13 protein-coding genes are annotated in these 12,563 nt (G+C 65.4%); 8 read left to right on the top strand and 5 right to left on the bottom strand.

Annotation, left to right across the window (positions count from 1 at the left end):
- The first annotated feature begins 134 nt into the window (after window positions 1-134).
- The 5 genes from E3N85_RS09110 (at window position 135) to E3N85_RS09090 (ending at window position 4,987) form a co-directional block, all read left to right on the top strand.
- A complete protein-coding gene (locus tag E3N85_RS09110; protein WP_134462434.1) occupies window positions 135-977 on the top strand; it encodes a glycosyltransferase family 2 protein in 843 nt (280 codons plus the stop codon).
- 75 nt (window positions 978-1,052) lie between these two features.
- Window positions 1,053-2,039 carry a dTDP-glucose 4,6-dehydratase gene (gene rfbB, locus E3N85_RS09105; protein ID WP_134462431.1) on the top strand — a complete coding sequence of 329 codons (987 nt, stop codon included), beginning with the start codon at window positions 1,053-1,055 and terminating at the stop codon, window positions 2,037-2,039.
- A 1-nt stretch (window position 2,040) separates the two neighbouring features.
- On the top strand, window positions 2,041-2,889 hold the full coding sequence (gene rfbD / locus E3N85_RS09100; protein ID WP_134462428.1) for a dTDP-4-dehydrorhamnose reductase: 849 nt from the start codon (window positions 2,041-2,043) through the stop codon (window positions 2,887-2,889).
- The gene (locus E3N85_RS09095) at window positions 2,889-3,854 is read left to right on the top strand and encodes an FkbM family methyltransferase (protein WP_134462425.1); all 966 of its coding nucleotides are present in this window, start codon (window positions 2,889-2,891) and stop codon (window positions 3,852-3,854) included. The genes rfbD and E3N85_RS09095 overlap by 1 nt, the downstream gene beginning before the upstream one ends.
- The gene (locus tag E3N85_RS09090) at window positions 3,851-4,987 is read left to right on the top strand and encodes a glycosyltransferase family 1 protein (protein ID WP_134462422.1); all 1,137 of its coding nucleotides are present in this window, start codon (window positions 3,851-3,853) and stop codon (window positions 4,985-4,987) included. Before E3N85_RS09095 ends, E3N85_RS09090 begins: the two co-directional genes overlap by 4 nt.
- A 127-nt stretch (window positions 4,988-5,114) precedes the next feature.
- On the opposite strand, the gene E3N85_RS09085 is transcribed toward E3N85_RS09090, so the two are convergent.
- The 3 genes from E3N85_RS09085 to E3N85_RS09075 all read right to left on the bottom strand — a co-directional run bounded on the left by E3N85_RS09085 (window position 5,115) and on the right by E3N85_RS09075 (window position 8,186).
- Window positions 5,115-6,416: an LCP family protein gene (locus tag E3N85_RS09085; protein WP_134462550.1), complete on the bottom strand. Its 1,302-nt coding sequence runs from the start codon at window positions 6,414-6,416 to the stop codon at window positions 5,115-5,117.
- Between the two features lie 68 nt (window positions 6,417-6,484).
- On the bottom strand, window positions 6,485-6,952 hold the full coding sequence (purE, locus tag E3N85_RS09080) for a 5-(carboxyamino)imidazole ribonucleotide mutase (RefSeq protein WP_241978410.1): 468 nt from the start codon (window positions 6,950-6,952) through the stop codon (window positions 6,485-6,487).
- A 79-nt stretch (window positions 6,953-7,031) separates the two neighbouring features.
- Window positions 7,032-8,186 carry a 5-(carboxyamino)imidazole ribonucleotide synthase gene (locus E3N85_RS09075; RefSeq protein ID WP_134462416.1) on the bottom strand — a complete coding sequence of 385 codons (1,155 nt, stop codon included), beginning with the start codon at window positions 8,184-8,186 and terminating at the stop codon, window positions 7,032-7,034.
- Between the two features lie 125 nt (window positions 8,187-8,311).
- Between E3N85_RS09075 and E3N85_RS09070 the strand changes: the two genes are divergently transcribed.
- The gene (locus E3N85_RS09070; RefSeq protein WP_134462413.1) at window positions 8,312-8,854 is read left to right on the top strand and encodes a GtrA family protein; all 543 of its coding nucleotides are present in this window, start codon (window positions 8,312-8,314) and stop codon (window positions 8,852-8,854) included.
- Here E3N85_RS09070 and E3N85_RS09065 read toward each other — a convergent pair.
- A complete protein-coding gene (locus tag E3N85_RS09065) occupies window positions 8,831-9,415 on the bottom strand; it encodes a PH domain-containing protein (RefSeq protein WP_134462410.1) in 585 nt (194 codons plus the stop codon). The genes E3N85_RS09070 and E3N85_RS09065 overlap by 24 nt on opposite strands.
- Before the next feature lie 8 nt (window positions 9,416-9,423).
- On the bottom strand, window positions 9,424-10,266 hold the full coding sequence (locus E3N85_RS09060) for a biotin--[acetyl-CoA-carboxylase] ligase (RefSeq protein WP_134462407.1): 843 nt from the start codon (window positions 10,264-10,266) through the stop codon (window positions 9,424-9,426).
- A 189-nt stretch (window positions 10,267-10,455) separates the two neighbouring features.
- Between E3N85_RS09060 and E3N85_RS09055 the strand changes: the two genes are divergently transcribed.
- Window positions 10,456-12,063, top strand: coding sequence for an acyl-CoA carboxylase subunit beta (locus tag E3N85_RS09055; protein ID WP_134462405.1), 1,608 nt, complete (start codon window positions 10,456-10,458; stop codon window positions 12,061-12,063).
- 17 nt (window positions 12,064-12,080) lie between these two features.
- Window positions 12,081-12,329, top strand: coding sequence for an acyl-CoA carboxylase subunit epsilon (locus E3N85_RS09050; protein ID WP_134462402.1), 249 nt, complete (start codon window positions 12,081-12,083; stop codon window positions 12,327-12,329).
- The last annotated feature ends 234 nt before the right edge of the window (window positions 12,330-12,563 follow it).

The following is a 12,563-nucleotide window of genomic DNA, read 5'->3' as shown; positions in this document are numbered from 1 at the left end:
GCCCAGAAGTCTACACAGGGGCCGTCCCGGTAGAATCGGGAGGTCTTCTTCTCGATCGGAACGGTACCAGCACGCATGACACATGAACGCACCGGCGATCGCGTTACCGCGCCCGCCCGCGAAACCACACGCCCATGATCGCCGTGGTCACTGTGAGTCACGGGTCCGACGAGGTCCTGCGACCGTTCCTGGCAAGTGTGGCAGGCGCCAGCCGCCAGCCGCTTCGGGTCGTCGTGGTCGACAACAAGCCGCTCGGAAGCGAGGCGCGTGCAATCGCCGCCGAATTCGGCGCCGAATACCTGAGCGATACGAACCGTGGTTACGGCTACGGCATCAACACCGGTGTCGCCAGCCTGCATGAAACGCCAGCCTGGGTTCTCATCTGCAATCCTGACCTCGTGCTGGCGCCCGAGTCCATCGACATTCTTCGCGCCATCGGGGAGTCTGATCCGTCCATCGGCGCTGTCGGACCACGAATCCTGAACGCGGACGGGACCACGTACGCATCGGCACGCGCGCTGCCCTCAATCCGCACCGGAGTGGGGCATGCCCTGTTCGCCAACGTGTGGACCTCCAATCCCTGGACCCGCCGTTATCTCCAAGGCAACGGCGGAGAACCACACCGGCGAGACAGCGGGTGGTTGTCCGGGGCGTGCCTGCTGATTCGCGGGTCGACCTTCGTGGAGCTGAACGGTTTCGACGACAGCTATTTCATGTATTTCGAGGATGTCGACCTGGGCTATCGAATGCAGAAGGCGGGACATCGATGCGTGTACGAGCCCCTCGCCGCCGTTACCCATACCGGCGCCCACTCCACGCAGGCCGAGTCGGCACGTATGCTCGCTGCGCATCACGAGAGCGCCAATAGGTTCCTCTCCCGCAAGTACCACGGTGTTCTGCTGTGGCCCTTGCGACAAGCGATTGCGGTCGGCCTGTGGGTGCGTTCTCGGTTCCAGCAGCGTCGCGGCACGCACTGACCCTGCCGCCGGAACTTCCACCGACGTTCCAGTAGAATCGGCGGGTCCCCTCAGCCAACGAAACGGTACCTCCTTATGAAGATCCTTGTCACCGGTGGAGCCGGCTTTATCGGCTCCAACTTTGTTCGCCGCACCATTGAAGACGCCTACCCAGGCCTCGAAGGCGCTGAGGTTGTCGTTCTTGACGCACTGACCTATTCCGGCAACCGGGAGAACCTCGCACCCATCGCGCATTCGCCGCGCTACTCCTTCGTACACGGCGACATCCGTGACGCCGCCCTACTCGATACGCTGTTCCCCGGCCTCGACGCTGTCGTGCACTTCGCCGCTGAGTCCCATGTCGACCGATCGGTGCGGGACGCCTCGATTTTCGTCGAGACCAACGTGCTCGGCACCCAGCAGCTGCTCGACGCGGCGCTGCGCCATGACCTGGCCCGTTTCGTGCACGTCTCCACCGACGAGGTGTACGGCTCCATCGCCGAGGGGTCCTGGAACGAAGAGCGGGCGCTCGAGCCCAACTCCCCCTACTCCGCATCAAAGGCCGGCAGTGACCTGCTCGCCCGCAGCTACCACCGCACGCATGGCCTGAACGTGTCGATCACGCGCTGCTCGAACAACTACGGGCCGTACCATTTTCCCGAAAAAGTTATTCCGCTGTTCGTCAGCAACCTGATCGATGACCGGCACGTTCCCCTGTACGGCGAGGGCAACAACATTCGCGATTGGCTGCACGTTGACGACCACACCCGTGCGATCGCCATGGTGCTCGTCGGCGGTCGCGCCGGTGAGATCTACAACATCGGCGGCGGCACCGAGCTGACCAACACGGAGCTCACCCAGCTGCTGCTGGACTCCACTGGCAAGGACTGGTCGTACGTCGACCGGGTCGCCGACCGTCTCGGTCACGACCTGCGCTACTCGGTGGACATCTCGAAGATTCAAGCCGAGCTGGGCTATTCTCCCGAGGTTCCGTTTGAGCAGGGCCTGGCCGACGTGGTGCAGTGGTACCGCGACAACCGCCAATGGTGGGAGCCGCTCAAAGCGATAGCGGCGCTGGGATAGCATGACCCGTTACCTGATTACCGGAGCCAACGGCATGCTCGGCCGCGATCTGCAGGCGGCTTTGGCGGGCCAGAACGTGACCGCACTTGGCCGGATCGACCTCGACGTGACCGATCTGTCGGCCGTCACCGATGCCGTCGCCGGGCACGACGTGGTCATCAATTGCGCCGCCTATACCAAGGTTGACGATGCCGAATCGAACGAAGACACGGCCTACCTCGTGAACGGCGTGGGCGCTCGAAATCTGGCGGTAGCGGCGTCCGCTTCCTCGGTCCGCCTCGTTCAAGTCTCCACCGACTACGTCTTCGACGGTACGGCCACCACGCCGTACCCGGAGGACACTCCGCGCCACCCGATCTCGGCTTACGGCCGTACGAAGGCTGCCGGCGAGGAATTCGTGCTCGCCGAGAACGGCGACCGCAGCTTCATCGTGCGCACTGCCTGGCTCTACGGTCGACATGGCCCCAACTTCGCCCGTACCATGCTGCGCCTGGCCGCCAACCACGACACGGTGAGCGTCGTCAACGACCAGCTCGGCCAGCCCACCTGGACCGTCGATCTCGCCGCGCAGATTGTGTTACTGCTGCACGCGGATGCCCCGGCTGGCATTTACCACGGCACCAACTCCGGCGTCGCGTCCAAGTTCGACATGGCCCAGGCCGTGTTTACCTCGGCCGGTCTTGACGCGGAGCGCGTACTGCCCACGGACAGCTCGGCCTTCGTTCTCCCGGCCCCTCGGCCCGCATACTCCGTGCTCGGGCATGAATCGTGGGCGAGTGCCGGCCTCGTTCCGATGCGCGACTGGCGTGCCGCCCTCTCGGGCGCCCACTCGGCCGGCGCGGTATCCTGATGAATGAGCCCGACACGTTCCTGTCCCACGCCCAGAATGGCGAAGACGTGGTGTTGTGGCGCGCGCTGGGGCACATCGAACACGGCGTCTATATCGACGTGGGCGCCAATGATCCCTCCGACGATTCCGTCACCCGCAGCTTCTATGACCGTGGCTGGACTGGCATCGCCGTAGAGCCGAATTCTGCGTTCGCGGCCAATTTCCGAGCGGAACGTCCCCGGGATCAGGTGGTGGAGGCCGTCGTGACCGACAGCCCCGACGCCTCGATCACGCTCCATGTGATCGACGGTACCGGGCTGTCGACGATCGTCGACTCCATCGGTGCCACACACTCCCAAACCGGGTTCGCGATCACCGATGTGGTCGTCGAAACTCGACGCCTCGACGACGTGATCGAGGCTTCGGGGCTCGGCGACGGCGACATCCACTTCCTGTTGATCGACACCGAGGGCGCCGAAAGGGCGGTGCTCGGCTCCATCGACTTCACCCGGTTCCGCCCCTGGGTGCTGGTTGTCGAGGCCACCGCACCGCGCAGCACGAAGCGCACGCACGGAGACTGGGAACCTGCCCTGTTAGCGGCCGGTTACATCTTCTGCCTGTTTGACGGGCTGTCCCGGTTTTATGTGGCCGCTGAACACAGCGCCCAGCTCCAGCCACTGCTTGACTATCCGGCCTGCGTCTTTGACCGCTACACGACCGTGGCCGGCGTACGCGCCGAGGAGGAGACTGAGCGCCTGCACAACGCAGTGCGCGACGAGGCGCTCCGTGCCGACACTGTAACCGCTGAGCTCCGCGACGCGGTGCTCCGTGCCGACACTGCGACGGCTGAGCTCCGCGACGAGGCGGCCGAGCTGGCCCGGGTCGCTGCCGAACTCGTCCGCACGCGGCAGACCCTGTCCTGGCGTCTCACCCGGCCGCTGCGCTCGGTCCAACGAAACCTGCACCCGGGAGCGGACAAACGATGACAACCCTGCGCGTGATAGTCGATCAGATGATCGCGGCCGTTCCGGGCGGGATCGGCCGCTACACCGAGGAACTCACCCGCCAGCTCATACTGACGGCCCCGGCCGATTGTGATGTGGAGGGGATCGTGTCGGCGTCCTCACCCGACAAATACGACTCGATTCTGGCACGACTCCCGGGGTTGGCCGGCCTGCACAAGACCACTCTCCCGAGACGCGAGCTGGCCGCCGCGTGGCAGTTGGGCCTGACCGCGTCAACGGGTGGCGGCATGGTTCACGCCCCGAGCCTGTTGGCTCCCCTGCGCAAGCATGATCGGGTGCGCGATCGCACCCAGGTCGCAGTCACTATTCATGATGTCGTGCCCTGGACGCATCCGGAAACTCTCACTCCACGCGGGGTCACCTGGCACAAGGCCATGACGAAACGGGCCAGAAAACATGCGGATGTCATCGTCGTGCCCACTCACGCCGTAGCCGAGGCGCTGACGAACATCATTGACTTTGGCGACCGGGTGCGCGTGATCGGCGGCGCGGTCAGCAGCACCCTGGAGCTTCCACTCGATGCGGATGCCCGGGCGGCCGAACTCGGGCTTCCGAGCGAATTCATCCTCACCGTCGGCACGCTGGAACCGCGCAAGGGGCTGACACCGCTCATTACCGGCCTCGGCCTGCCCGGTGCCCCGGACCTGCCGCTGTTGATCGTTGGCCCACAGGGCTGGGGCGACCTCGACGTGGCCGCGGTCGCCGACGAAGCCGGCCTACCGGAGGGACGCGTACGTGCACTCGGCTTCGTGAGCGACAGTGACCTTGCCCTGATGCTCTCCCGCGCGACAGTCTTCGTGTATCCCAGTCAGGCCGAGGGATTCGGCCTGCCCCTGCTCGAGGCGCTGAGCTTCGGCACGCCGGTCGTGCACTCCGACGCTCCCGCACTCGTTGAGGTGGCGGGAGATGCCGGGTACGTCGTCGCGCTCGAGGATGCAGCCGGCTATCCGGAGCGGCTCACGGCCGCGATTTCGACCGTTCTCGGCGACCAGGCACTCACTGCACGGATGCGCCTGCACGGCCTGGATCGTTCCAGGGCCTACAGCTGGCGCGACTCCGCCGAGCAGGTCTGGCAACTGCACGCCGATTTGTAGCAGTCGGTGGCTGGGTGTTTTCAGTCAGCCTGCGGCGGTCGAGGGCGAACGCAGCAGGCTCGACCACCCTGCGGTGGTTGAGGGCGAACGCAGCGGGCTCGACCAGCCTGCGGTCGGCTGTGACGCTTCAGGGCGTGGTGGTGGGCGCCGGGGCGAGGGCGGTGGCGATTAGGTCGTGGATGCGGGCGTAGTCAGGGTCTGCGGGGTCGACGGTCGGCGGGGTCAATGCCACGCGACTGATCGGGAGTTGCTTGGTTTTCGCACCAAGGTTGGTGAAGTATCCGAGCATGCCCTGCGGAATGTCGGTCTTGATGACCTGAGAACTGGACGCGGCGATTCCCTGGAATTTCGTCAGCACGTTTGCGGGACTGAACTGGTTGAGAACGGCCTCCTGCAATTGTGCTTGGCGCCCCATCCGGTCGTAATCGCTCGTGGTATGCCGTGAGCGCGCATACCAGGTGGCCGTGGTTCCGTCCATGTGCTGAGCCCCCGGCTCGATCCAGCCCTCGACCTCTTTGAGCTGCTCGTCGCCACCAATCGGTAGTCGCTCGGTGACCGTGATGTCGACGCCGCCGAGGGCGTCGATGAGGTCGGAGAATCCGAGCATGTCGATGAGCACGTAGTACTGGATGGTCAAGCCCGTGATGCCCTGCGCCGCCTCGCGGGTGGCTTCGATACCCGGGGAACTACCCTCGGACCCGGCGTTCGGATAGTACTCCGGGCGTTTCACCTCCGCCTCGGTGAAAATGGAGTTGAGCATGCAGGCCGACACGTCGCATCCGTCGATGGAACCGTAGCCCTTCGGGTAGAGAGCGCCGAGTGAGGACCCGGCCGAGAACGGCACGTGCTCGAGGTTGCGCGGCAGGCTGATGGTTGTTGCCTGGCCGGTCGTGGCGTCGATGCTGATCACCGACAGGCTGTCGGGACGGAGGCCCGCACGGTCGGCACCGGCGTCACCGCCGAGCAGCAGGATGTTGTATCGTCCGTCAACGGGCGGTTGGCTCGGACCGGCGACGAAGACGGAGGAGAGGAATCCGCTCGCGGAGGTGGCGACGAAGGCGCCGTAGCCGGCGGTACCGGTCACGAGGAGCATGAGCACCGTCGAGAACGCGGCGATGATCGGGCGGGCGCCCGGCGCGGCTCGACCCAACCTGATCAGGCTGAGGGTGTTGAGCGTGAGCACGAGCCAGGTGACCGCGTAGAACGCGAGCACCGCGGCGGCGGCCCACAGGCCGATGGTGCTCGTGAACACGGTGAGTACGACCGCGGGCCAGAGCAGGTAGACGGCTCCGGCGATGATCACGATCGTCACGAGGGTGAGGGTGGCGCCGAGGCCGAACCGGCCGAGCCGGCGGTTGCCGGCCAGCACCTGGGCAGAACCGGGAAGAACGAAATTGAGTACGACAAGCCACCATGCACGCGTCGTCATCACGCGTGCGGAGCCGGAATTGGGGTGCCGGATCGGCTCTGTCACACTGCCCGGGTTTGTCACACTGGTCATAATCGCGTTTGGAGGTCCCGGTTCTTCTGCTCGACCAGGTCGGCGAGCTGCACGGAATAGTCTTCGAGCCTGCGGCGCAGCGTGTCATCGCTCGTGGCGAGGATCTTGATCGCGATCAGCGCGGCGTTCTTCGCCCCGCCGATCGAGACGGTCGCGACCGGCACCCCGGCCGGCATCTGCACGATTGACAATAGCGAGTCGAGGCCGTCGAGCAGGCCCAGCGGCACGGGCACCCCGACCACGGGCAGCGTGGTCATGGCGGCGAGCATGCCGGGCAGGTGTGCGGCTCCCCCGGCTCCGGCGATGATCACCTTGAGACCGCGGGACTGGGCGCTGCGCCCATAGTCGAGCATCTTCTCGGGAGTGCGGTGCGCCGAGATAACCTGCACCTCGTGCGCCACCCCGAAGTCCCTGAGAGTCTGTGCGGCGGCGCTCATCACACTGAAGTCGGAGTCGCTGCCCATGACCAGACCCACGAGCGGCGCGGTCGACGTCTGGGGCACGCTGATACTTCCGGTGTTCTCTGGCACGCAGACGATCCTATTACTCATTTATTGGTGCAGTGTCCTGAAATAACTGCGCTGTGGCACGCGCTTGGTAGGCAACTTCGTCGAGATCGTCGCCGCCAACGGTGACGTGGCCCACCTTGCGACCGGGCCGGCTGGCCTTGCCGTAATTGTGTACCTTCACAAGCGGATGCTGCGCGAGCGCACCTGCATAACGGTCACCGAGCGAGCCGGACGCGGGCCCGCCGAAGATGTTCACCATGACCGTCCACGGGTCTCGGGCGCCGGTCGCCCCGAGCGGCAGGTCCAGCACCGCCCGCAGGTGCTGCTCGAACTGGCTCGTCGTGGACCCGTCAATCGACCAGTGACCGCTGTTGTGCGGTCGCATCGCCAGCTCGTTGATGAGGAGGCGCTCATCCGTTGTCTGGAACAGCTCGACGGCGAGCACGCCGGTGACACCGATACCCTCGGCCACGGCCACGGCGATGTCGGTGGCGACGTCGGCAAGTCGGCCGGCGGACTGCGGGGCCGGCGCGATGACCTCGGCGCAGACACCGTCTTTCTGCACGGTCTCCACGACCGGCCAGACCGCGATCTCACCGTTCGGACGGCGCGCGACGACCTGAGCCAGCTCACGGCTGAAGTGCACGAGCTCCTCGACCAGCAGTGCGCCATCGTTGCCGTCTTCGGCGAGCGCCAGAAACCAGTCATCGACGTCGTGCTCGTGGCTGACCACCCGCACGCCCTTGCCGTCGTAGCCGCCCCTGGCGGTCTTGACGACGGCGCGGCCGCCGTGGGCCTGCAGAAAGTCTGCCAGACCGGCGACGTCGGTGATGCGGGCCCAGTCGGGTATCGGCAGGCCCAGTTCGGCGAGTTTTTCGCGCATCAGCAGCTTGTCCTGGGCGTAGAGCAGGGCGTCGGGGCCGGGGCGCACGATGATGCCTTCGCGCACGAGCTCGCGCAGGATCTCCTGCGGCACGTGTTCGTGATCGAAGGTGAGCACGTCGACGGTCTTCGCGAAGGCGAGAACGGTGGGCAGGTCGCGGTAGTCGCCCACGCTGACGGCGGCGAGCTCGGCGGACATACCGTCGGCTTCGGCGAGCACCTTCAACTCGATGCCGAGGTTCACGGCCGCGGGAATCATCATGCGGGCCAGCTGGCCCGCGCCAATTACACCGACGGTTAAAGCCATCTGTTCACCAATTTCTATGCGAGCGTTCAGGTAAACGCAAGTGGATACTCAGCCCGGGGATTTCAGCACGCCGTAGACTGCGAGACTTCAGTGCTTTCCTACTTTACCGAACGTCGGACGGATGCATGTCGATCACCCTGCAGCAGCGCCTGCTCAGCTTTGTGAGTCAGGGCCTCAAGTTCGGCGCCGTCGGTGCACTGGGCTTCGTGGTGGACTTCACCGTCTTCAACCTGCTGCGCACCACCGTGCTGGACTCGGCCGACGTGCATGCCGGCCCGATCTACGCCAAGGTCATCTCGACCGTGCTGGCTATTCTGGTGAACTGGCTTGGTAACCGCTACTGGACCTTCAGAGAGAACCGTCAGAACCGCACCATGCGCGAAGGCACAGAATTTCTTGCGGTGAGCCTGGTCGGCATGGGCATCGGCATCGCCTGCCTGTGGTTCAGCCACTACGTACTCGGTTACACGAGCGTTCTCGCCGACAACATCTCGGGCAACGTCGTGGGCCTCTTCCTCGGAGCGGTGTTTCGTTTCACGCTGTACCGCTACTGGGTGTTTGCGCCGGGACGGGCCGATGCGCCTGCCGGAGCGGGGGCATCCGTTGTTGCGACGCGCACCGGCTCCATGACCGTGGCAGCCGGTCTAGCGGCGACCCCAGAACGCTGACTCCTCGGAGATCGCCGAGTGCTCCTGCCGGCGCGAACCCATGACGGTGCTCGCTTTTTCCATGAGGTCGTGCAGCACGCTCTGCACGAGGTCGACGTTGGGAACGTCCTTCAGGACGAGTGGATGCTCCAGCCCCGAATTGATCAGCACGGTGCCGGAGTGAAACCCGGCTTGCACCCAGTTCTGCCGCACGCTCACGTCGTAGCCGCGGCTGTGCAGCAGCTCCTGGCGGGTGCGCACGAAGAATCCGTGGCGAAAGATGATGCGGCGGGTGGTGATGGTATAGCGCTTGGTGAGCCAGGCGGCGAGCGGCAGCAGCCAGCCGAACACGGCGAGCACGATGGATCCGGCGAGCACGGCCGCGTTCTGCCAGGGCTCGGGCATGTTGCCGAAGAAGTAACCGGTAGCGCCGGCCAGGGCGAACAGGACCACGGTGGGCCAGAGCAGGATCCGGACGTGCGGACGTAGGCGGGCGACGACTGTCTCGGGCCGGCTCTCGCGGGCGTAGCCGGAGGATTCGGTATCGGCTGGCTCGTCCGGCGCTTTCTTCTTCTCTTTCATTACTTCTATTAATACCTCAGGTGGGTGACATCGCCAGCGGCGACAGACCGTTCTTCGCCATCGGTCTGGTTGACGACCGTCAGCCGGCCCCCGGAGTCGATGGCAGTGGCGGTGCCGATCAGGTCGCTATCGCCGGGCAGCTCCACCCGCACGACGCTGCCGAGGGTACCGCAAAGCGCGGAGACGTCCGCGTGCAGGCCGCTTCGGAGCGCGTCGCCGTGGGCGGCGAGAAAGACCCGGTACAGCGTGACGAGCTCCCGCAGGTAGGCGGCGAGCACCGCGTCGGGGTCGGGCTTGCTGCGGGTGACCAGCAGCAGCGAGGTGGAGGTGAGGGTGGGCAGGTCATGCTCGTCGAGCGAGAGGTTGAGGCCAGCACCGATGATGATGCCGGAGGCGTCGGGCAGCAGCTCACAGAGAATGCCGCACACCTTGTAGCCGTCGATGAGCACGTCGTTGGGCCACTTGAGGGTGACTTCGTGGCGGGGATCCTCGGCCTCTTTGACTCCGGCGACCGGCTGCATGCCGGCCTCGACCACGCCGCGCACAGCCCGGGTCATGGCGGCGCCGGCCAGGAGGGGAAACCAGCCGAGGCTGTGCTGTGGCAGCGTTTCCCCGGTTGTGGTGCGCGGGCGGATGAGCACGGAGATGGCCAGGGCTTTGCCGGTCGGGGCCAGCCAGACGCGGCCGAGCCGGCCACGCCCCTGAGTCTGGTTGTCGGTGACGACCACCGACAGGTCGGGCCAGGCGGCGGCATCTGCTGTGGCGTGTTCCCTGAGCACGTCATTGGTGGAGGCGGCCTCGGAACGGTACTCGAACCGGCTCACCTCGGTGCGGCTGAGCGAAAACTCCATTGTGGCTACCCTCTCGTTGGCAGGACTCCTGCAATTCTTTAGAATATGGCCGTAGAGCACCTGGTTCTGGCCAGATTGCACGAGTTGCGCCGCTGGGAGGGCCGGCCGGAGGGGAAACGACCAGTGTTGCGCGGCAAAGTTGTGGATTATCGTCAACGGGGAGCGGCCCAGGGGTGCCGGTAGAGTGAAATGGTGATTGACAAGACGCCCGCCGCGGCACCGGACCTGTATACGACGGCGGGAAAACTCGCTGACCTCAAGCTGCGCTATCACGAAGCCGTGACCGCCAGCGGAGCCACCGCCATCGAGAAGCAGCACGCCAAGGGCAAGATGACCGCCCGCGAGCGCGTCGACCTGCTGCTCGACCAGGGTTCCTTCGTGGAGCTCGACGAGTTTGTGCGGCACCGCACCGTGGCTTTCGGCATGGAGAAGAAACGGCCATATGGTGACGCGGTCGTCACCGGGACCGGCACCATTCACGGCCGCCAGGTTGCCGTGTACTCCCAGGACTTCACCATTTTCGGCGGCTCGCTCGGTGAGGTCGCCGGCGAGAAGATCATCAAGGTGATGGATCTCGCCCTCAAAACGGGAGTGCCGATCATCGGCATTCTCGACTCTGGCGGAGCGCGCATTCAGGAGGGCGTCGTGGCCCTCGGCAAGTACGGCGAGATCTTCCGACGCAATACGGCCGCGTCCGGCGTCATTCCGCAGATCTCGATCATCTGCGGCCCGGCCGCCGGTGGCGCGGTCTACTCCCCCGCGCTGACCGACTTCGTGATCATGGTCGACAAGACCAGCCAGATGTTCGTCACCGGCCCGGACGTCATCAAGACCGTCACCGGCGAGGACGTCGGCATGGAAGAGCTCGGCGGCGCCCTCACCCACAACAAGGTCTCGGGTGTGTCGCATTATCTCGCGAGCGATGAACCCGACGCGCTCGACTTCGCCCGCGCCCTGCTGAGCTACCTGCCCGACAACAACCTGGCCGAGCTGCCCGTGTTCGACAGCGAGGTCGAGCTGGAAACAACGGATGCCGATCGTGGCCTGAACACGCTCATCCCCGATTCGCCCAACCAGCCCTACGATGTGAAAACGGTCATCGAGCACATCGTCGACCATGGCGACTTTCTCGAGACGCAGCCGCTGTACGCGCCGAACATCGTCGTCGGGTTCGCCCGGGTCGAGGGTCGCTCCATCGGGATCGTCGCCAACCAGCCCAACGCTATGGCCGGCACGCTCAACATTGAGGCCGGCGAGAAAGCCGCGCGCTTCGTCCGGTTCTGCGACGCGTTCTCCATCCCCATTCTCACCCTCGTCGACGTGCCCGGGTTTCTGCCCGGCACCGACCAGGAGTGGACCGGCATCATCCGTCGTGGCGCCAAGCTGCTCTACGCCTACGCCGAGGCCACCGTGCCGCTCGTCACCGTCATTCTGCGCAAGGCCTACGGCGGCGCGTACATCGTGATGGGGTCCAAGCAGCTCGGCGCCGACATCAACCTGGCCTGGCCGACCGCGGAGATCGCCGTCATGGGCGGCCAGGGCGCCGTGAACATTCTCTACCGCGCCGAGATCAAGGCGGCCGAACAGGCCGGCGAAGACGTCGCCGCCGTGCGCACGCGCCTCGCCAACGAATACACCTACAACGTGGCCAGCCCGTTCCTCGCCGCGGAACGCGGAGAGCTCGACGGCATCATCGAGCCGGCCGCGACGCGCGTGTCCGTCATCAAGGCGCTGCGGGCGCTGCGTACCAAACGGGCGACCCTGCCGGCCAAGAAGCACGGGAACATACCGCTGTGAGGACGTCTAACACCGCGATGTCTACTGACACCGCGATGCCCAAGCCCTCAGAGTTTGATCCGTCGGAGCTGATTTTCGTGACCACCCGCGTGAGTGACACCGAAGTATCGGCGGTAACCGCCGTCATCCGTGGTTTGTTGCGGGAGGAGACCGACGAGCGCCGGGCCGCGCCCGAACACCACCAGAGTGCGTGGCAGCAGAACCAACGATCCATCCGCCGGCCGCTGCACCCCGGCGTCGGCCGCTGGCGCGGCTTTACCGGCTAGGGGCGCAACCACCTGTCGGTCTGTCCTCCTAAATGCCTACTTTTGCCGGTGGGAGCAGTGGTCCAGACTAGGGAGTGCTCGGTGGGGCTCCTGGAGTTCCACCACCAATCATTCGCTGACTAGGGTAAGCGGGCGAATGTGTTGGGGGCGAGAACGGATGGCATTCGGGTTGTCGTCCTTTCTCGAATGCTCGTTAGGGGATCGGCTTCGGCTGGTCCCCTAACGCATTTGTAC

The organism is Cryobacterium sp. Hz9, assembly GCF_004402825.1.
Lineage (GTDB): Bacteria > Actinomycetota > Actinomycetes > Actinomycetales > Microbacteriaceae > Cryobacterium > Cryobacterium gelidum.
This window is presented reverse-complemented; position numbering and strand designations above follow the sequence as displayed.

Excerpts from the sequence above, each read along its gene's own strand:
- E3N85_RS09110 (WP_134462434.1), top strand. The coding sequence starts at position 135 with ATGATCGCCGTGGTCACTGTGAGTCACGGGTCCGACGAGGTCCTGCGA.
- rfbB (WP_134462431.1), top strand. The coding sequence starts at position 1,053 with ATGAAGATCCTTGTCACCGGTGGAGCCGGCTTTATCGGCTCCAACTTT.
- rfbD (WP_134462428.1), top strand. The coding sequence starts at position 2,041 with ATGACCCGTTACCTGATTACCGGAGCCAACGGCATGCTCGGCCGCGAT.
- E3N85_RS09095 (WP_134462425.1), top strand. The coding sequence starts at position 2,889 with ATGAATGAGCCCGACACGTTCCTGTCCCACGCCCAGAATGGCGAAGAC.
- E3N85_RS09090 (WP_134462422.1), top strand. The coding sequence starts at position 3,851 with ATGACAACCCTGCGCGTGATAGTCGATCAGATGATCGCGGCCGTTCCG.
- E3N85_RS09085 (WP_134462550.1), bottom strand. The coding sequence starts at position 6,416 with ATGACGACGCGTGCATGGTGGCTTGTCGTACTCAATTTCGTTCTTCCC.
- purE (WP_241978410.1), bottom strand. The coding sequence starts at position 6,952 with ATGGGCAGCGACTCCGACTTCAGTGTGATGAGCGCCGCCGCACAGACT.
- E3N85_RS09075 (WP_134462416.1), bottom strand. The coding sequence starts at position 8,186 with ATGGCTTTAACCGTCGGTGTAATTGGCGCGGGCCAGCTGGCCCGCATG.
- E3N85_RS09070 (WP_134462413.1), top strand. The coding sequence starts at position 8,312 with ATGTCGATCACCCTGCAGCAGCGCCTGCTCAGCTTTGTGAGTCAGGGC.
- E3N85_RS09065 (WP_134462410.1), bottom strand. The coding sequence starts at position 9,415 with ATGAAAGAGAAGAAGAAAGCGCCGGACGAGCCAGCCGATACCGAATCC.
- E3N85_RS09060 (WP_134462407.1), bottom strand. The coding sequence starts at position 10,266 with ATGGAGTTTTCGCTCAGCCGCACCGAGGTGAGCCGGTTCGAGTACCGT.
- E3N85_RS09055 (WP_134462405.1), top strand. The coding sequence starts at position 10,456 with ATGGTGATTGACAAGACGCCCGCCGCGGCACCGGACCTGTATACGACG.
- E3N85_RS09050 (WP_134462402.1), top strand. The coding sequence starts at position 12,081 with ATGTCTACTGACACCGCGATGCCCAAGCCCTCAGAGTTTGATCCGTCG.